Origin of the sequence: Klebsiella sp. GB_Kp056 (genome assembly GCF_040064755.1) — a bacterium.
GTDB classification, from domain to species: domain Bacteria; phylum Pseudomonadota; class Gammaproteobacteria; order Enterobacterales; family Enterobacteriaceae; genus Klebsiella; species Klebsiella quasipneumoniae.
This window is the reverse complement of record NZ_JBEAJA010000073.1, coordinates 57,228-76,836: the sequence shown is the minus strand read 5'-3', so window position 1 is coordinate 76,836 and position 19,609 is coordinate 57,228. Positions and strand designations below refer to the sequence as shown.

The following is a 19,609-nucleotide window of genomic DNA, read 5'->3' as shown; positions in this document are numbered from 1 at the left end:
CATGCAACTGAATTCCACCGAAATCAGCGAACTGATCAAGCAGCGCATTGCTCAGTTCAATGTTGTGAGCGAAGCTCATAACGAAGGTACTATTGTTTCTGTAAGTGACGGTGTTATCCGCATCCACGGCCTTGCCGAATGTATGCAGGGTGAGATGATCTCCCTGCCGGGTAACCGTTACGCTATCGCACTGAACCTGGAGCGCGACTCCGTTGGTGCGGTGGTGATGGGTCCGTACGCTGACCTCGCCGAAGGCATGAAGGTGAAATGTACTGGCCGTATCCTGGAAGTTCCGGTTGGCCGTGGCCTGCTGGGCCGCGTGGTTAACACCCTGGGCGCGCCAATTGATGGTAAAGGTCCGCTGGAAAACGACGGTTTCTCCGCCGTTGAAGCGATCGCGCCGGGCGTAATCGAACGTCAGTCCGTCGATCAGCCGGTACAGACCGGTTATAAATCCGTTGACGCCATGATCCCAATCGGTCGTGGTCAGCGTGAACTGATCATCGGCGACCGTCAGACCGGTAAAACTGCGCTGGCTATCGATGCCATCATCAACCAGCGTGATTCCGGCATCAAGTGCGTCTATGTTGCTATCGGCCAGAAAGCGTCCACCATCTCTAACGTGGTGCGTAAACTGGAAGAGCACGGCGCGCTGGCTAACACCATCGTGGTGGTAGCGACTGCATCCGAATCTGCTGCACTGCAATACCTGGCGCCATACGCGGGTTGCGCAATGGGCGAATACTTCCGCGACCGCGGTGAAGATGCGCTGATCGTTTACGATGACCTGTCTAAACAGGCTGTTGCTTATCGTCAGATCTCCCTGCTGCTCCGTCGTCCGCCAGGACGTGAAGCGTTCCCGGGCGACGTATTCTACCTCCACTCTCGTCTGCTGGAGCGTGCTGCGCGTGTTAACGCCGAATACGTTGAAGCCTTCACCAAAGGTGAAGTGAAAGGGAAAACCGGTTCTCTGACCGCGCTGCCGATTATCGAAACCCAGGCGGGTGACGTTTCCGCGTTCGTTCCGACCAACGTAATCTCCATTACCGATGGTCAGATCTTCCTGGAAACCAACCTGTTCAACGCCGGTATTCGTCCTGCGGTTAACCCGGGTATCTCGGTATCCCGTGTGGGTGGTGCAGCGCAGACCAAGATCATGAAGAAACTGTCCGGTGGTATCCGTACCGCGCTGGCGCAGTATCGTGAACTGGCGGCGTTCTCCCAGTTTGCATCCGACCTTGACGATGCAACCCGCAAACAGCTGGACCACGGTCAGAAAGTGACCGAACTGCTGAAACAGAAACAGTATGCGCCGATGTCCGTCGCGCAGCAGTCTCTGGTTCTGTTCGCAGCAGAACGTGGTTATCTGGCTGATGTAGAACTGGCGAAAATCGGTAGCTTCGAAGCCGCTCTGCTGGCTTACGTCGACCGTGATCACGCTCCGCTGATGCAAGAGATTAACCAGTCCGGTGGCTATAACGACGAAATCGAAGGCAAGCTGAAAGGCATCCTCGATTCCTTCAAAGCAACCCAGTCCTGGTAACGTCTGGCGGTCTGTCTTAGGGCAGGCCGCAAGGCATTGAGGAGAAGCTCATGGCCGGCGCAAAAGAGATACGTAGTAAGATCGCAAGCGTCCAGAACACGCAAAAGATCACTAAAGCGATGGAGATGGTCGCCGCTTCCAAAATGCGTAAATCGCAGGAGCGCATGGCGGCCAGCCGTCCTTACGCAGATACTATGCGCAAAGTGATTGGTCACCTTGCGAACGGTAATCTGGAATATAAGCACCCTTACCTGGAAGAACGCGACGTTAAGCGCGTGGGCTACCTGGTGGTGTCGACCGACCGTGGTTTGTGCGGCGGCTTGAACATTAACCTGTTCAAGAAACTGCTGGCGGAAATGAAAGCATGGTCCGATAAAGGCGTTCAGTGCGACCTCGCAATGATCGGCTCTAAGGGCGTCTCTTTCTTTAACTCCGTTGGCGGCAACGTCGTTGCACAGGTGACCGGTATGGGGGATAACCCATCCCTGTCCGAACTGATCGGCCCGGTAAAAGTGATGTTGCAGGCCTATGATGAAGGCCGTCTGGACAAGCTGTACGTTGTCAGCAACAAATTTATTAACACCATGTCTCAGGTTCCGACGATCACTCAGCTGCTGCCGTTACCGGCATCAGAAGACGCTGATCTGAAACGTAAATCCTGGGATTACCTGTATGAGCCCGATCCGAAAGCGCTGCTGGATACCCTCCTGCGCCGCTACGTCGAGTCTCAGGTTTATCAGGGCGTGGTTGAAAACCTGGCCAGCGAGCAGGCCGCCCGTATGGTGGCGATGAAAGCCGCGACCGATAATGGCGGCAGCCTGATTAAAGAGCTGCAGTTGGTATACAACAAAGCTCGTCAGGCCAGCATTACTCAGGAACTCACCGAGATCGTCTCGGGGGCCGCCGCGGTTTAACCAGGTTATTTCGTAGAGGATTTAAGATGGCTACTGGAAAGATTGTCCAGGTAATCGGCGCCGTGGTCGACGTCGAGTTCCCTCAGGATGCCGTACCACGCGTGTACGAAGCCCTTGAGGTACAGAATGGTAATGAAGTTCTGGTGCTGGAAGTTCAGCAGCAGCTGGGCGGCGGTATCGTGCGTACCATCGCCATGGGTTCTTCCGATGGTCTGCGCCGCGGTCTGGATGTAAAAGACCTCGAGCACCCGATCGAAGTCCCGGTTGGTAAAGCTACGCTGGGTCGTATCATGAACGTACTGGGTCAACCGGTCGACATGAAAGGCGACATCGGCGAAGAAGAGCGTTGGGCTATCCACCGCGCAGCACCGTCTTATGAAGAGCTGTCCAGCTCTCAGGAACTGCTGGAAACCGGCATCAAAGTTATCGACCTGATGTGTCCGTTCGCGAAGGGCGGTAAAGTCGGTCTGTTCGGTGGCGCGGGTGTAGGTAAAACCGTAAACATGATGGAGCTGATCCGTAACATCGCGATCGAGCACTCCGGTTACTCCGTGTTTGCGGGCGTAGGTGAACGTACTCGTGAGGGTAACGACTTCTACCACGAAATGACCGACTCCAACGTTATCGACAAAGTATCCCTGGTGTATGGCCAGATGAACGAGCCGCCGGGAAACCGTCTGCGCGTTGCGCTGACCGGCCTGACCATGGCTGAGAAGTTCCGTGACGAAGGTCGTGACGTACTGCTGTTCGTCGATAACATCTATCGTTACACCCTGGCCGGTACGGAAGTATCCGCACTGCTGGGTCGTATGCCTTCAGCGGTAGGTTACCAGCCGACTCTGGCGGAAGAGATGGGCGTTCTGCAGGAACGTATCACCTCCACCAAAACCGGCTCTATCACTTCCGTACAGGCGGTATACGTACCGGCGGATGACTTAACTGACCCATCCCCAGCCACTACCTTTGCTCACTTAGATGCAACCGTAGTACTGAGCCGTCAGATCGCATCCCTGGGTATCTACCCGGCCGTTGACCCGCTGGACTCCACCAGCCGTCAGCTGGATCCGCTGGTTGTTGGTCAGGAGCACTACGACACCGCTCGTGGCGTTCAGTCCATTCTGCAGCGTTATCAGGAACTGAAAGACATTATCGCCATCCTGGGTATGGATGAACTGTCTGAAGAAGATAAACTGGTGGTAGCTCGCGCACGTAAGATCCAGCGCTTCCTGTCCCAGCCGTTCTTCGTGGCAGAAGTATTTACCGGTTCTCCGGGCAAATACGTCTCCCTGAAAGACACCATCCGTGGCTTTAAAGGCATCATGGAAGGCGAATACGATCACCTGCCGGAGCAGGCGTTCTACATGGTCGGTTCTATCGACGAAGCCGTGGAAAAAGCCAAAAAACTTTAACGCCTTAATCGGAGGGTGATATGGCAATGACTTACCACCTGGACGTCGTCAGCGCAGAGAAACAAATGTTCTCTGGTCTGGTCGAGAAAATCCAGGTAACGGGTAGCGAAGGTGAACTGGGTATTTACCCGGGGCACGCGCCGCTGCTCACCGCCATTAAGCCTGGTATGATTCGCATCGTTAAGCAGCACGGTCACGAAGAATTTATCTACCTGTCAGGCGGCATTCTTGAAGTGCAGCCGGGTAGCACGACCGTCCTGGCGGATACCGCAATTCGTGGCCAGGATCTCGACGAAGCGCGAGCCCTGGAAGCGAAACGTAAGGCTGAAGAGCACATTAAGAGCTCTCATGGTGACGTGGATTACGCTCAGGCGTCCGCGGAACTGGCCAAAGCGATCGCTAAACTGCGCGTTATCGAGTTGACCAAAAAAGCGATGTAACACCGGCTTGAACGTAAAAAGCCAGTCTGGTTTCCAGGCTGGCTTTTTTTATGGCCAGCTGCTGACGAGCGGATGAAGTGAAAACAGAGCTCACCCTTAATTGTTATTGATTAGTTAAATGATGAAGCGTAGACTCTGTTTTATGTGATGTGTGTCACATAAAATAGCGTTATCAAATTGCACCTGCGTCAGGAATTCATCATGAAACTGTTCCATAAAATCATCGCTAAATTTAGCGTCCTGAGCTTCTAAGCTCCGCGCTATCTCCCCCGCTGACACGACGTATCGCCCATCAAAACGACAACACTGGCGATGTGAAACCGGGCAAAGAAGGTCACCTGACGGTGGCCTTTCGTTTTTAATCGGTACATCAATCACTTTGCCGCCCTCCCCCCGCCAGCGACTGGCGACGATTATCCTGGTTCTTCCCGCTATGGGTGCTGAAAACCGCTTTCCGCAGCGGCTTTATTCAGGTGACGAAAAAACAGCAAAAGCAGTGAGATAGTCAATGATTATCCTCCCTACCCTCCTTTTTCAGCGTTAAACTGATTTGCAGTGGTTAAAAATAGCGTCATAAAATGGTGTATAGCCGTGAGCCTGGACGTTTTCTCCACGTCTCGTTTTATGATGAAAAATATGTAGAAATTTCAACGTGAAAGGCTTTTACTTTTCGTTCTAACTACCGTCAGGATGAGTATGTCAAATAGTGCGATGAGCGTGGTTATCCTTGCCGCAGGCAAAGGGACCCGCATGTATTCCGATCTTCCTAAGGTGCTGCATACCCTGGCCGGGAAGCCAATGGTGCAGCATGTCATTGATGCCGCTAACGATTTAGGCGCATGTGCGGTACACCTGGTGTACGGCCACGGCGGCGATCTGCTGCGTCAGACGCTGCATGAAGACAACCTGAATTGGGTGCTGCAGGCCGAGCAGCTAGGAACCGGCCACGCCATGCAGCAGGCGGCGCCGTTCTTCAATGATGATGAAGACATCCTGATGCTCTACGGCGACGTGCCGCTGATCTCCGTCGAGACGCTACAGCGCCTGCGCGCCGCGAAACCGCAGGGCGGGATTGGTCTGCTGACGGTGAAGCTGGATGATCCAACCGGCTATGGCCGCATTACCCGTGAGAATGGCCAGGTGACAGGCATCGTTGAGCACAAAGATGCCAGCGAGACGCAGCGCCAGATTCAGGAAATTAACACCGGGATCCTGATCGCCGGCGGAGCAGATCTCAAGCGCTGGCTGGCGAAGCTCACCAATAACAACGCCCAGGGCGAATACTACATCACCGATATCATCGCCATGGCGCATCAGGAAGGTCACGAGATCGTTGCCGTGCATCCCCAGCGCCTGAGCGAAGTCGAAGGCGTCAACAATCGCCTGCAGCTTGCGCGCCTGGAGCGCGTCTACCAGGCTGAGCAAGCGGAAAAGCTGCTGCTGGCGGGGGTGATGTTGCGCGATCCGGCGCGTTTCGATCTGCGCGGTACGCTGCAGCACGGGCGCGATGTGGAGATCGATACTAACGTTATTCTGCAAGGCAGCGTCGTGCTGGGCGATCGCGTGAAAATCGGCGCCGGCTGTGTGATTAAAAACAGCACTATCGGCGATGATTGCGAAATCAGCCCCTACAGCGTGGTGGAAGATGCCCGGCTGCAGGCGGCCTGCACCATCGGCCCATTTGCCCGTCTGCGCCCGGGCGCCGAACTGCTGGAAGGCGCCCACGTTGGCAACTTCGTGGAAATGAAAAAGGCGCGTCTCGGCAAAGGCTCCAAGGCGGGTCATCTGACCTATCTGGGCGATGCGGAGATCGGTGATAACGTCAATATCGGCGCGGGCACCATCACCTGCAACTATGATGGCGCGAATAAACATAAAACGATTATTGGCGATGATGTCTTTGTCGGCTCGGATACCCAGCTGGTGGCCCCGGTCACGGTAGGCAACGGCGTCACGATCGCCGCCGGCACCACCGTCACACGCAATATCGCCGATAACGAACTGGTGTTGAGCCGCGTACCGCAGGTCCACAAACAGGGCTGGCAGCGTCCGGTGAAGAAAAAATAAACAGGATTGTCGCCGGGGGTGAAAAACGCCCGGCGAACCAGGATGAGAGGGTCAATATAGATCCCCGTCCGCAGGCAGTACCATAACAATAACCCCACTCTCTACAAGGCTCGGGGCGCCCGGAAAACGGGCAAATACAGGTCAGCGACAACGCATGGCATATCGCCATTATCAGGAAATTTAACTATGTGTGGAATTGTTGGCGCAGTCGCGCAGCGTGATATTGCTGAAATCCTTCTCGAAGGTTTACGTCGTCTGGAATACCGTGGCTATGACTCTGCCGGTCTGGCGGTAGTCGACAGCGAAGGTCATATGACCCGCGTGCGTCGCCTGGGTAAGGTACAGATGCTGGCTCAGGCGGTCGAAGAGCAACCGTTACACGGTGGTACCGGGATCGCCCATACTCGTTGGGCGACGCACGGCGAACCGTCTGAGAGCAATGCGCATCCGCATGTTTCTGAACACATTGTGGTGGTCCATAACGGGATCATCGAAAACCACGAGCCGCTGCGCGCACTGCTGCAGTCTCGCGGCTATGTCTTCGTCACTGAGACCGATACCGAAGTTATCGCCCATCTGGTGCACTGGGAGCTGGAACAAGGTGGTACCTTACGTGAAGCCGTGCTGCGCGCCATCCCGCAGCTGCGCGGCGCCTACGGCACCGTCATCATGGATACCCGCGACCCGGGAACTCTGCTGGCGGCCCGCTCCGGTAGCCCACTGGTTATCGGTCTGGGCATGGGTGAAAACTTTATCGCCTCCGACCAGCTGGCGCTGCTGCCGGTTACCCGCCGCTTCATCTTCCTCGAAGAGGGCGATATTGCGGAAGTGACTCGTCGCTCGGTGGTGATTTTCGATAAATCCGCTGCGCAAGTGAAGCGGCAGGAGATCGAATCCAATCTGCAGTATGACGCCGGCGATAAAGGTATCTATCGCCACTATATGCAGAAAGAGATTTTCGAACAGCCGAACGCGATTAAGAACACCCTGACCGGGCGTATCAGCCACGGCGAAGTCGATCTCAGCGAGCTGGGGCCGAACGCCAATGAAATGCTGGCTCAGGTCGAACATATTCAGATTGTTGCATGCGGGACTTCCTATAACTCCGGGATGGTCTCCCGCTACTGGTTTGAAGCGTTAGCCGGCGTGCCGTGCGATGTGGAAATCGCCTCCGAATTCCGCTATCGCAAGTCCGCGGTGCGTCGTAACAGCCTGATGATCACCCTTTCCCAGTCCGGTGAAACTGCCGATACGCTGGCGGCGCTGCGATTGTCGAAAGAGCTGGGCTATCTCGGCTCGCTGGCCATCTGCAACGTGCCGGGCTCGTCGCTGGTGCGCGAATCCGATCTGGCGCTGATGACCAAAGCCGGAACGGAAATTGGCGTGGCCTCGACCAAGGCCTTTACCACTCAGCTGACGGTGCTGCTGATGCTGGTGGCGAAACTGGCGCGATTGAAAGGTCAGGATGCGTCCATTGAGCATGATATCGTCCACGGCCTGCAGGCGCTGCCGAGTCGTATCGAGCAGATGCTCTCTCAGGACAAGCGTATTGAGCAGCTGGCAGAGCGTTTCTCTGATAAGCACCATGCGCTGTTCCTCGGCCGCGGCGATCAGTATCCGATCGCCATGGAAGGGGCGCTGAAGCTGAAAGAAATCTCCTACATTCACGCGGAAGCCTACGCGGCGGGCGAGCTGAAGCACGGCCCGCTGGCGCTGATTGATGCGGAAATGCCGGTGATCGTGGTGGCGCCGAACAACGAGCTGCTGGAAAAACTGAAATCCAACATCGAAGAAGTTCGCGCCCGCGGCGGTGAGCTGTACGTCTTCGCCGACGGTGACGCCGGCTTCAACGGCAGCGACAACATGCACATCATTGAGGTGCCGCATGTCGAAGAGACCATCGCCCCCATCTTCTACACCGTGCCGCTGCAGCTGCTGGCTTATCACGTTGCGCTGATCAAAGGCACAGACGTTGATCAGCCGCGTAACCTGGCGAAATCGGTCACGGTTGAGTAACGTATTACCTCTTTTGCAAAGGGCTGCCGGCGGTGGCCCTTTTTTATTTTCACCTGCTGTTTTTCGCCGATCTTGTGCGCAATATGTGGGATGGCGATAGACGACAACCGATCGTTTTGCACTGCGATTTGGTTGTCATAAAAAGAAAATTATTCCGTCATTGTATGGTCATGCTTGCAGATAACCATTTGAGTTATAAGCGTATTATTTGACGCAAAATCCAGTCTCCCGGCCTGTCATAAAACTGTCATAATTCGTACATTTTACTGTCACCTCTTTGACCTATTTTGCTCACCATAGCCTCGAAACAATGATTTACGAATCCCAGCAGGAGACATTATGAACGTTATGCGTACCACCGTCGCAACAGTTGTCGCCGCGACCTTATCGATGAGCGCTTTCTCTGCTTTCGCAGCAGCAAGCCTGACTGGCGCAGGTGCAACTTTTCCTGCGCCGGTGTATGCCAAATGGGCTGACACCTATCAGAAAGAAACCGGCAATAAAGTGAACTACCAGGGTATTGGTTCCTCTGGTGGCGTTAAGCAGATTATTGCCAACACCGTTGATTTCGGTGCTTCTGATGCTCCGCTGGCTGATGACAAACTGACCCAGGAAGGTCTGTTCCAGTTCCCGACCGTGATTGGCGGCGTGGTGCTGGCGGTTAACCTGCCTGGCGTAAAATCCGGCGAGCTGGTGCTGGATGGCAAAACCCTCGGCGATATCTATCTGGGTAAAATTAAAAAATGGGATGACGAAGCGATCGCTAAACTCAACCCGGGTCTGAAGCTGCCGTCGCAGAATATCGCCGTGGTTCGCCGCGCCGATGGTTCCGGTACCTCCTTCGTCTTCACCAGCTACCTGTCCAAAGTGAATGAAGAGTGGAAATCGAAAATCGGCGCAGGCTCTACCGTTAACTGGCCAACCGGTCTTGGCGGTAAAGGCAACGACGGTATCGCCGCCTTTGTTCAGCGTCTGCCGGGCTCGATTGGTTACGTCGAATACGCTTACGCCAAACAAAACAATCTGGCGTACACCAAACTGGTCTCTGCCGATGGCAAACCGGTTAGCCCGACTGAAGACAACTTCGCTAACGCCGCAAAAGGCGTTGACTGGAGCAAGTCTTTCGCTCAGGACCTGACTAACCAGAAGGGTGAAAATGCATGGCCGATCACCTCAACCACCTTCATCCTGGTGCATAAGGCGACTAACAAGCCTGAGCAGACCGCTGAAGTGCTGAAGTTCTTCGACTGGGCGTATAAAAACGGCGGGAAAGAAGCGAATGCGCTGGATTACGCATCGCTGCCGGAAAGCGTGGTTGAGCAGGTTCGTGCGGCATGGAAAACCAACGTCAAAGACAGCAGCGGTAAAGCGCTGTACTAACAGTAGATTTTTGACGAAGATGGCGGGGGCGTTCAGCGCTGCCCGCCCTACGGTTCAGACTGTAGGCCCGGAAGCGAACGCCACCGGGCATTTATTCGAACAAGCTTTAATACGTAAAGAGTAATCTATGGCTGCAACCAAGCCTGCATTTACCCCTCCGGGGAAAAAGGGTGACATGATTTTCAGTGCGCTGGTAAAACTGGCTGCGCTGATTGTGCTATTGATGCTGGGCGGCATCATCGTTTCCCTGATCATCTCTTCCTGGCCGAGCATTCAAAAGTTTGGCTTTGCCTTTTTGTGGACCAAAGAGTGGGATGCGCCCAACGAAATCTTCGGCGCGCTGGTGCCGATTTACGGGACCCTGGTGACCTCCTTTATCGCGCTGCTGATCGCCGTACCGGTGAGCTTCGGCATCGCCCTGTTTCTGACGGAACTGTCCCCCGCCTGGCTCAAGCGTCCGCTGGGCATTGCGATTGAGCTGCTGGCCGCGATCCCGAGTATCGTGTACGGCATGTGGGGCCTGTTTATTTTCGCCCCGCTGTTTGCGACTTACTTCCAGGAGCCTGTCGGTAACGTCCTGTCGACTATTCCGTTCGTCGGCGCGCTGTTTGCTGGCCCGGCGTTTGGTATCGGTATTCTCGCCGCTGGCGTCATTCTGGCCATCATGATCATCCCTTATATCGCCGCGGTAATGCGTGATGTTTTCGAACAGACGCCGGTGATGATGAAAGAGTCGGCCTATGGCATCGGCTGTACCACCTGGGAAGTGATCTGGCGCATCGTATTACCGTTCACCAAGAACGGGGTGATCGGCGGCGTGATGCTCGGTCTGGGCCGTGCGCTGGGTGAAACCATGGCGGTCACCTTTATCATCGGTAACACCTACCAGCTCGACAGCATATCGCTGTATATGCCGGGGAACAGCATTACCTCCGCGCTGGCCAACGAATTCGCCGAAGCCGAAACTGGTCTGCACGTGGCGGCGCTGATGGAACTGGGTCTGATCCTGTTCGTTATCACCTTTATCGTTCTGGCGGCGTCGAAGTTTATGATTATGCGCCTCGCGAAGAATGAGGGGGCACGCTAATGGCGACCATTGAAATGCAAAGCACCGCCGAGCTGGCGGAGTCTCGCCGCAAGATGCAGGCTAAACGCCGCATGAAGAACCGCATCGCCCTGGCGCTGTCGATGGCCACCATGGCGTTTGGTTTGTTCTGGCTTATCTGGATCCTGATGGCGACGATAACCCGCGGCTTCGACGGCATGAGCCTGGCGCTGTTTACCGAAATGACGCCGCCGCCGAATACCGCGGGCGGCGGTCTGGCCAACGCCCTCGCCGGCAGCGGCCTGCTGATCCTGTGGGCAACTATCTTTGGTACGCCGCTGGGTATCCTCGCTGGAATTTATCTGGCGGAGTATGGCCGCAAGTCGGTGCTGGCGGAAATTATCCGTTTTATTAACGATATTCTGCTTTCCGCGCCGTCTATCGTGGTTGGTCTGTTCGTCTACACCATCGTGGTGGCGCAGATGCAGCACTTCTCCGGCTGGGCGGGGGTGATCGCCCTGGCGCTGCTGCAGGTGCCTATCGTTATTCGTACCACCGAAAACATGCTGAAACTGGTGCCGGATAGCCTGCGTGAAGCGGCCTATGCGCTGGGTACGCCGAAGTGGAAGATGATCTCGGCGATCACCCTGAAAGCGTCCGTCTCGGGGATTATGACCGGGATCCTGCTCGCTATCGCCCGTATCGCCGGGGAAACGGCGCCCCTGCTGTTTACCGCGCTGTCCAACCAGTTCTGGAGCACCGACATGATGCAGCCGATTGCCAACCTGCCGGTGACCATTTTCAAATTTGCCATGAGTCCGTTTGCGGAGTGGCAGCAACTGGCATGGGCCGGGGTATTGATTATCACCCTGTGCGTCTTGCTGCTGAACATCCTGGCGCGCGTTATCTTCGCCAAGAAGAAACACGGTTAATTTTTGCGGCGCAGCGACAGCTGCGCTGAATGAGGAAGAGATTGAGATGAGTATGGTGAATACAGCCCCGGGTAAGATTTCAGTTCGCAACCTGAACTTCTACTACGGTAAATTCCATGCCCTGAAGAACATTAACCTGGATATCACCAAAAACCAGGTGACGGCGTTTATCGGTCCGTCAGGCTGTGGTAAATCCACCCTGCTGCGTACGTTCAACAAAATGTTTGAACTGTATCCGGAGCAGCGCGCGGAAGGCGAGATCCTGCTGGATGGCGACAACATTCTGACCAACACCCAGGATATCGCCCTGCTGCGTGCCAAGGTTGGCATGGTATTCCAGAAGCCAACGCCGTTCCCGATGTCCATTTACGACAACATCGCTTTCGGCGTGCGCCTGTTTGAAAAGCTGTCCCGTGCCGATATGGATGAGCGCGTGCAGTGGGCGTTGACCAAAGCCGCATTATGGAATGAAACCAAAGATAAACTGCACCAGAGCGGGTATTCTCTCTCCGGCGGTCAGCAGCAGCGCCTGTGCATCGCCCGCGGTATCGCGATCCGCCCGGAAGTCCTGCTGCTTGATGAACCTTGCTCAGCGCTGGACCCGATCTCTACCGGGCGTATCGAGGAGCTGATCACCGAGCTGAAGCAGGATTACACCGTCGTTATCGTGACTCACAACATGCAGCAGGCTGCGCGTTGCTCCGACCATACGGCATTTATGTATCTTGGCGAGCTGATTGAGTTCAGCAACACGGATGACCTGTTCACCAAGCCCGCGAAGAAACAAACTGAAGATTATATTACTGGCCGCTACGGTTGATTTGCCCTTGTGCTTTCAGGCTCTCACCAGTTGGGCAATCAGGAGACACCATGGACAACCTAAATCTTAACAAACATATTTCCGGCCAGTTCAACGCTGAACTGGAGTATATCCGCACCCAGGTGATGACCATGGGTGGGCTGGTGGAGCAACAGCTTTCTGATGCGATCACCGCCATGCATAACCAGGACAGCGATCTGGCGAAACGCGTGATTGACGGCGACAAGCAGGTCAACATGATGGAAGTGGCGATCGATGAAGCCTGCGTGCGCATCATCGCCAAGCGCCAGCCGACCGCCAGCGACCTGCGCCTGGTGATGGCGATCATCAAGACCATCGCTGAGCTGGAACGCATTGGCGACGTGGCGGATAAAATCTGCCGCACCGCGCTGGAGAAATTTTCCCAGCAGCACCAGCCGCTGCTGGTGAGCCTCGAATCGCTGGGCCGCCATACGGTGCAGATGCTGCATGACGTGCTGGATGCCTTCGCGCGTATGGATCTCGACGAGGCGGTACGTATCTATCGCGAAGACAAGAAAGTCGACCAGGAGTATGAAGGCATCGTGCGTCAGCTGATGACCTACATGATGGAAGACTCGCGCACTATCCCCAGCGTTCTGACGGCGCTGTTCTGCGCGCGCTCCATCGAACGTATCGGCGACCGCTGCCAGAATATTTGCGAATATATTTTCTACTTCGTCAAAGGCCAGGATTTCCGTCATGTGGGCGGCGATGAACTGGATAAACTGCTCGCCGGAAAAGATCCGAAAGAGTAATAATCATTTTGTCTAATTCTGATAAATGGATTTATCAGAATTAGATATGCTTCCTCCAGCGGCAGCGATATTGCTGCGATTATCGTCACAATTAACAGGCTGCCCGTTTGAGTTCTTCATTTTATCGCGTAACAATCAGTATCCACTGACTGAGCGCGCAAGCTCAGAATGTTTTAAACGGATTGTTACTGCGACAGCAGGCAAAACCTGATATTGCCCCCCCACGGCGGCGATATCAGGTTTTTTTATGCGCGCTAAGAATGAATTAATAAGGGTTGCTACCGCGATGCGCGGGCAAAACCTGAAGAGGATTATCTGTTTAGGCAGATCGTCTTCTTCGGGTTTTTTTGCTTTTTTCTCACCGCAAAAATAACAGCCCTCGCGCCCTTAAGCGGTATGGATACAGCTATTAAAACCCGCGCGATGCTTGTCGCTGTCGTATTTATTTATGCCAACACTTATATAAGGGAATATTATGTTTAGAAAAACCAGGATCGCTTCGGCGATGGTATTGCTGGCGCCGCTTTGTTATTCAACCACGCTGTTCGCGAGCCAGTTGACGGTAGAGCAACGGCTTGAGTTGCTGGAAAAAGCGCTTAGCGATACGCAAAAAGAGCTCAAAAAATATCAGGACCAGGAGAGAAAAAGAGACCAGATTTGGGCCACATGGTCTTCGCCTGCAGAGAGCCAGAAGCGCACCGTCGCGGCGGCGGCAGGACCGAAAGCAGCAGTGAAACCGGATGCGGTACTGGTCAAAAATCAACAACCTGCCACAGACGGCGCGCCAGCCTACAGCGCGATGACGCTGAAAGACTTTAGCAAGTTCGTCAAAGATGAAATTGGCTTTAGCTATAACGGCTACTTCCGCTCGGGCTGGGGAACCGCCTCGCATGGCTCGCCAAAGTCGTGGGCCATTGGCTCGCTTGGCCGTCTGGGCAATGAATATTCCGGTTGGTTCGATCTGCAGCTGAAGCAGCGGGTGTTTCAGGAAGGCGATAAACGCGTCGACGCCATCGTGATGCTCGACGGGAACGTTGGCCAGCAGTATTCCACTGGCTGGTTTGGTGACAATGCCGGCGGCGAAAACTACATCCAGTTCTCGGATATGTACGTTAACACCAAAGGATTCCTGCCGTTTGCCCCGGAAGCCGATTTCTGGGTCGGCAAACACGGTGCGCCAAAAATCGAGATCCAGATGCTGGACTGGAAAACGCAGAGAACCGATGCGGCGGCTGGCGTGGGGCTGGAAAACTGGCAGGTAGGCGCCGGGAAATTCGATATTGCGCTGGTCCGGGAGGATGTTGATGACTACGATCGTTCTTTAAGCAATAAGCAGCAAATTAACACCAATACCCTCGATATCCGTTACAAAGAGATCCCGTTGTGGGATAAAGCCAGTCTGATGGTCAGCGGACGCTATGTCGCCGCCAACCAAAGTTCTTCTGAGAAATATAAAGAGGGCAATGAAGGCTATTATCCATGGAAAGATACCTGGATGGCCGGCACCTCGTTAACGCAAAAATTTGCTCACGGCGGCTTTAACGAATTTTCTTTGTTGCTGGCGAATAACTCCATTGCCAGCAGCTTCTCGCGCTATGCCGGATCCAGCCCCTATACCACCTTTAACGGCCGCTATTATGGCGACCATACCAATGGCACCGCCTTGCGCTTAACCTCGCAAGGGGAAACCTATTTACGCGATGACATTATTATGGCGAATGCCATCGTTTACTCCTTTGGCAACGACGTTTACAGCTACGAGACCGGGGCCCACTCCGATTTTGAATCCATCCGTACGGTCCTGCGGCCGGCCTATATCTGGAATAAATATAACCAGACCGGCGTCGAACTGGGGTACTTCAGGCAGCAAAACAAAGATGTGACCGGCAAGAAATATAACGAGTCCGGCTATAAGACCACGCTGTTCCATACCTTCAAAGTTAATACCAGTATGCTGACCTCGCGCCCGGAAATTCGCTTCTATGCCACCTATATTAAAGCGAAGGATATCGACCTGGATAAGGCCGCGAATAACACCACCCGCATTTTTGAAGACGGTAAAAACGATCAGTTTGCCGTAGGGGCGCAGGCGGAAATCTGGTGGTGAGACGATAACAGAACGGACACAACGTAAGAGGAATAACGATGAAACGACATGCAATTTATTTCGCCCTCGCGCTGGCGGGCGCGGCGTTCACCATTCAGGCGGCACCGTTGCCAGCGGTGCCCGAGCCCTCCCTGCCGGTGAGCCACTTTATCACCCAGGTTAACGCGGATAAGAGTATCACTTACCGCCTGTTTGCCCCTGATGCCCGGCGGGTTTCGGTAGTGACAGGCGCCACGCCGGACACCTTTGTCTCGCACGACATGACCAAAGCGGACCACGGGGTCTGGACATGGAAAAGCGAGCCAATGAAACCCAATCTCTATGAATACTATTTTGATGTGGACGGCTTCCGCTCGGTGGATACCGGCAGCCGCTATCAGAAGCCGCAGCGTCAGGTGAACACCAGCCTGATTCTGGTTCCCGGCAGTATTCTGGACGATCGCCCGGTCGCGCACGGCGATCTGCGCACCCTTACCTATCACTCGAAGGCGCTGAATGCGGAACGGCGGCTCTATGTCTGGACGCCGCCGAACTATAGCGGCAGCGGCGAGCCGCTGCCGGTGCTCTATTTCTATCATGGCTTTGGCGACAGCGGGCTGTCGGCCATCGATCAGGGGCGCATTCCGCAAATCATGGATAACCTGCTGGCGGAGGGCAAGATCAAGCCTATGCTGGTGGTGGTCCCGGATACCGAAACCGACACCCCGGAAGCCATCGCGGAAAACTTCCCGCCGCAGGAGCGACGCAAAACCTTCTATCCGCTAAATGCGCAGGCGGCGGATAAGGAGCTGATGCAGGACATCATTCCGCTGATCGATGCCCGGTTTAACGTGCGTAAAGATGCCGACGGTCGGGCGCTGGCTGGCCTCTCTCAGGGCGGGTATCAGGCGCTGGTTTCCGGGATGAATCATCTGGAGAGCTTTGGCTGGCTCGCCACGTTTAGCGGCGTCACGACCACCACGGTGCCGAATGCCGGTGTGGAAGCGCAACTGAAACATCCTGAGGCGATCAATCAACAGCTGCGTAACTTTACCGTGGTCGTCGGGGAAAAAGATTCCGTGACCGGCAAAGACATCGCGGGTCTGAAAAGCGAACTGGAAAAACAGAAGATCAACTTTGACTATCACGCCTATCCCGGCCTGAACCATGAAATGGACGTCTGGCGCCCGGCCTACGCGGAGTTTGTGCAAAAACTGTTTAAATAGCCGGTGGGGGCGTTTAGCCCCCGCTTTCCGCGAGTGAAGAAAGACAAGATGAAAGTGATTGTGTCCGAAGATGATGAAGAGATAGCCGGTCGCCAGCCGTCCTGTTCTGAGCTAGATCATAGCGCTACCTGCCAACCGTCGCCCGGCTGGGCGACGCCGGGGGCTAGCGAGTGATATCCCAACCGCGCGCTTTCCACAATGCCGGCAGCGCAGCCAGATCGGTAAAGGTCGTCACGTTGGGATGATCGATGGGCGGATTGTGCGGATCGGCGCAGAAGTAGAACACCTCCATGCCGGCGGCTATTCCCGATTGTGCACCTGCCCTGGAATCATCAACCAGAATACAGTTCTCGACGTTAACGCTCATCGCCTTTGCGGCATGGAACATCAGCGCCGGATCGGGTTTCCAGCGCTGAATATCGTAGCCGCTGTACAACCGGTCAGCGAAATAGTGCAGCAGGCCGGTGCGGCCGAGAGAGTGTTGCATCTTACTGACCGGGCCATTGGAAACCACGCACATCGGGACGCTTACCGCATCCAGCAGCGCCTGGGCTCCGGCAATCACCTCCAGTTCGCTATCAAACAGGCGGGCGACTTCCGCACGGTAAATCGGCTCCAGAGTGGCCTTTTGCAGGTTAACGCCATGCTCGGCGTTGATGGTGTCGATTATTTCGTACAGCTTTACACCTTTGAAGCGCTTAAAAATCTCTGCCAGCTCCAGCGTAATGCCAAATTCCTGGAACATATGCACGTAGGCGCGGGAGCAAATCACCTCGCTGTCGACCAGCGTGCCGTCACAGTCAAAAAATACTGCTTCTGGTTGAGTCATAGCCATTCCATATTAACAAGTTTAACGTTTTCGTCATGTCCAATACCGCGACGCAATCGTTGCCGTATAAGCAAAATAAATGAAAAAAATTACCATACAACCGCGCCTGGTGCTGTAATTTGGTATAGGATAGCGTCGAATTTTCCCTCCTTACGTTCGGAAACCGATAATGAGTCAACAACAAACCAGCCAGTCTTCTGGCCAGGGTCTGCTGGAGCGCGTATTTAAACTGCGCGAGCACGGCACCACGGTGCGCACGGAAGCCATCGCCGGTTTCACCACGTTCCTGACGATGGTGTATATCGTTTTTGTTAACCCACAAATTCTTGGCGTAGCGGGCATGGATACCAGCGCCGTGTTTGTGACCACCTGTCTGATTGCCGCTTGCGGCAGTATCCTGATGGGGCTGTTCGCGAACCTGCCGGTCGCCCTGGCGCCGGCGATGGGCCTGAACGCCTTTTTCGCCTTTGTGGTGGTGCAGGCGATGGGCCTGCCGTGGCAGGTCGGGATGGGCGCGATTTTCTGGGGCGCCGTCGGCCTGCTGCTGCTGACGATCTTCCGCGTACGCTACTGGATGATCGCCAATATTCCGCTGAGCCTGCGCGTGGGCATCACCAGCGGTATCGGTCTGTTTATCGGTATGATGGGCCTGAAGAACGCCGGGGTTATCGTCGCAAACCCGGAAACGCTGGTCAGCATTGGTCATCTGACCTCCCACAGCGTGCTGCTGGGCGTGCTGGGCTTCTTTATCATCGCGATTCTGGCGTCGCGCAATATTCATGCCGCGGTTCTGGTCTCTATCGTGGTGACCACCCTGCTGGGCTGGATGCTGGGTGATGTACACTACACCGGTATCGTCTCGGCGCCGCCGAGCGTGACTTCGGTGATCGGTCATGTCGATCTGGCGGGCTCCCTGAATCTGGGCCTGGCCGGGGTGATCTTCTCCTTTATGCTGGTCAACCTGTTTGACTCCTCCGGGACGCTGATCGGCGTGACGGATAAAGCGGGTCTGGCGGACGCCAACGGTAAATTCCCGCGCATGAAGCAGGCGCTGTTTGTCGATAGCGTCTCGTCGGTGGCAGGCTCCTTCATCGGCACCTCGTCGGTAACTGCGTATATCGAATCCTCCTCCGGCGTTTCCGTGGGCGGGCGCACCGGCCTGACCGCCGTGGTCGTCGGTATCCTGTTCCTGCTGGTTATCTTCCTCTCTCCGCTGGCGGGGATGGTTCCGGCCTATGCGGCAGCCGGCGCGCTGATTTACGTCGGCGTGCTGATGACCTCAAGCCTGGCGCGCGTGAAGTGGGATGACCTGACGGAAGCGGTACCGGCGTTTATCACCGCGGTGATGATGCCGTTTAGCTTCTCGATCACCGAAGGCATTGCCCTGGGCTTTATCTCCTACTGCGTGATGAAAATTGGCACCGGCCGTCTGCGCGACCTCAGCCCTTGCGTCATTATCGTCTCGCTGCTGTTCGTGCTGAAGATTGTCTTTATCGATGCACATTAATCCGCACGTATGATGAAAAAGCCCGGCATCGCTGCCGGGCTTTTTTTATGCTTTAACCCGCTGAATATAGTCGCCAAAGGCAGTCAGCTGGCCGCGCAGATGGTCGAGGGTGCTCTGATCGACCACTTCACCCGACTGCGGATCCACTTTGTTCTGGATCACGCCACCCATAAATTCCGGTTTATTCATCACCATCGCATCGAGGAACACCAGAATCTGCCGCAGATGATACTGGCAGCGCGCGCCGCCGATGGCGCCCATAGAGCTGGTTTGAATCAGCACCGGCTTGCCGGACAGCGGCTGCTCGGGCAGACGTGAAAGCCAGTCGATGGCGTTTTTCAGGCCGCCAGGCACGGAATAGTTATACTCGGGGGTGACAATCACCACGCCATCCGCCTCGCGGATCTGCTGCGCAATCTCCTGCACGCTCTGCGGGAATCCCTCTTCCTCCTGAATATCAGCATCGTACAGCGGAATATCGCCGATCGACGGCAACGCGGAAATGTGCATGCCCGCCGGCGCGATGCCGGGCAGGGTACGCGCGACCATTCCATTAAACGACCCTTTACGCAGGCTGCCGAGTAACGTAACCACTTTCAAGGTATCTGACATGATTGCT

General features: G+C 55.2%; 16 protein-coding genes. 14 read left to right on the top strand and 2 right to left on the bottom strand.

Annotation, left to right across the window (positions count from 1 at the left end; genetic code table 11):
* Nucleotide 1 precedes the first annotated feature (1 nt).
* From atpA to ABLV52_RS25420, 13 genes are all read left to right on the top strand, one after another.
* Nucleotides 2-1,543, top strand: a complete 1,542-nt coding sequence (atpA, locus tag ABLV52_RS25480) for a F0F1 ATP synthase subunit alpha (RefSeq protein ID WP_004144995.1) — start codon at nucleotides 2-4, stop codon at nucleotides 1,541-1,543.
* 50 nt (nucleotides 1,544-1,593) lie between these two features.
* Nucleotides 1,594-2,457, top strand: coding sequence for a F0F1 ATP synthase subunit gamma (gene atpG / locus ABLV52_RS25475; protein ID WP_004144996.1), 864 nt, complete (start codon nucleotides 1,594-1,596; stop codon nucleotides 2,455-2,457).
* A gap of 26 nt (nucleotides 2,458-2,483) precedes the next feature.
* Entirely contained in the window at nucleotides 2,484-3,866 is a 1,383-nt protein-coding gene (gene atpD, locus ABLV52_RS25470; protein WP_023291474.1) for a F0F1 ATP synthase subunit beta, read from the top strand.
* 20 nt (nucleotides 3,867-3,886) lie between these two features.
* Entirely contained in the window at nucleotides 3,887-4,306 is a 420-nt protein-coding gene (locus ABLV52_RS25465; protein WP_004107274.1) for a F0F1 ATP synthase subunit epsilon, read from the top strand.
* Nucleotides 4,307-5,002: 696 nt separating this feature from the next.
* On the top strand, nucleotides 5,003-6,373 hold the full coding sequence (gene glmU / locus ABLV52_RS25460) for a bifunctional UDP-N-acetylglucosamine diphosphorylase/glucosamine-1-phosphate N-acetyltransferase GlmU (protein WP_348891063.1): 1,371 nt from the start codon (nucleotides 5,003-5,005) through the stop codon (nucleotides 6,371-6,373).
* A gap of 186 nt (nucleotides 6,374-6,559) precedes the next feature.
* A complete protein-coding gene (gene glmS / locus ABLV52_RS25455) occupies nucleotides 6,560-8,389 on the top strand; it encodes a glutamine--fructose-6-phosphate transaminase (isomerizing) (protein WP_348891062.1) in 1,830 nt (609 codons plus the stop codon).
* A gap of 339 nt (nucleotides 8,390-8,728) precedes the next feature.
* Complete coding sequence (pstS, locus tag ABLV52_RS25450; RefSeq protein ID WP_023291471.1) at nucleotides 8,729-9,769, top strand: phosphate ABC transporter substrate-binding protein PstS; 1,041 nt, start codon at nucleotides 8,729-8,731, stop codon at nucleotides 9,767-9,769.
* 127 nt (nucleotides 9,770-9,896) lie between these two features.
* Nucleotides 9,897-10,856, top strand: a complete 960-nt coding sequence (gene pstC, locus ABLV52_RS25445) for a phosphate ABC transporter permease PstC (protein ID WP_004145004.1) — start codon at nucleotides 9,897-9,899, stop codon at nucleotides 10,854-10,856.
* Complete coding sequence (gene pstA / locus ABLV52_RS25440) at nucleotides 10,856-11,746, top strand: phosphate ABC transporter permease PstA (protein WP_023291470.1); 891 nt, start codon at nucleotides 10,856-10,858, stop codon at nucleotides 11,744-11,746. The genes pstC and pstA overlap by 1 nt, the downstream gene beginning before the upstream one ends.
* Nucleotides 11,747-11,792: 46 nt before the next feature.
* Nucleotides 11,793-12,566, top strand: coding sequence for a phosphate ABC transporter ATP-binding protein PstB (gene pstB / locus ABLV52_RS25435; protein WP_004145006.1), 774 nt, complete (start codon nucleotides 11,793-11,795; stop codon nucleotides 12,564-12,566).
* Nucleotides 12,567-12,616: 50 nt separating this feature from the next.
* Entirely contained in the window at nucleotides 12,617-13,342 is a 726-nt protein-coding gene (gene phoU, locus ABLV52_RS25430) for a phosphate signaling complex protein PhoU (protein WP_004145007.1), read from the top strand.
* Nucleotides 13,343-13,817: 475 nt separating this feature from the next.
* Complete coding sequence (locus ABLV52_RS25425) at nucleotides 13,818-15,449, top strand: carbohydrate porin (protein WP_348891061.1); 1,632 nt, start codon at nucleotides 13,818-13,820, stop codon at nucleotides 15,447-15,449.
* 38 nt (nucleotides 15,450-15,487) lie between these two features.
* The gene (locus ABLV52_RS25420; protein ID WP_101993106.1) at nucleotides 15,488-16,654 is read left to right on the top strand and encodes an alpha/beta hydrolase-fold protein; all 1,167 of its coding nucleotides are present in this window, start codon (nucleotides 15,488-15,490) and stop codon (nucleotides 16,652-16,654) included.
* A gap of 163 nt (nucleotides 16,655-16,817) precedes the next feature.
* Here the strand turns inward: ABLV52_RS25420 and yieH are convergent, their stop codons facing one another.
* Nucleotides 16,818-17,483: a 6-phosphogluconate phosphatase gene (gene yieH, locus ABLV52_RS25415; RefSeq protein WP_085551796.1), complete on the bottom strand. Its 666-nt coding sequence runs from the start codon at nucleotides 17,481-17,483 to the stop codon at nucleotides 16,818-16,820.
* A 169-nt stretch (nucleotides 17,484-17,652) separates the two neighbouring features.
* Here yieH and ABLV52_RS25410 point away from each other — a divergent pair, with 169 nt between their 5' ends.
* Nucleotides 17,653-18,990, top strand: coding sequence for an NCS2 family permease (locus ABLV52_RS25410; protein ID WP_348891060.1), 1,338 nt, complete (start codon nucleotides 17,653-17,655; stop codon nucleotides 18,988-18,990).
* A 45-nt stretch (nucleotides 18,991-19,035) separates the two neighbouring features.
* Here ABLV52_RS25410 and ABLV52_RS25405 read toward each other — a convergent pair whose 3' ends face one another.
* On the bottom strand, nucleotides 19,036-19,602 hold the full coding sequence (locus tag ABLV52_RS25405) for an NADPH-dependent FMN reductase (protein WP_023291465.1): 567 nt from the start codon (nucleotides 19,600-19,602) through the stop codon (nucleotides 19,036-19,038).
* Nucleotides 19,603-19,609: the final 7 nt, after the last annotated feature.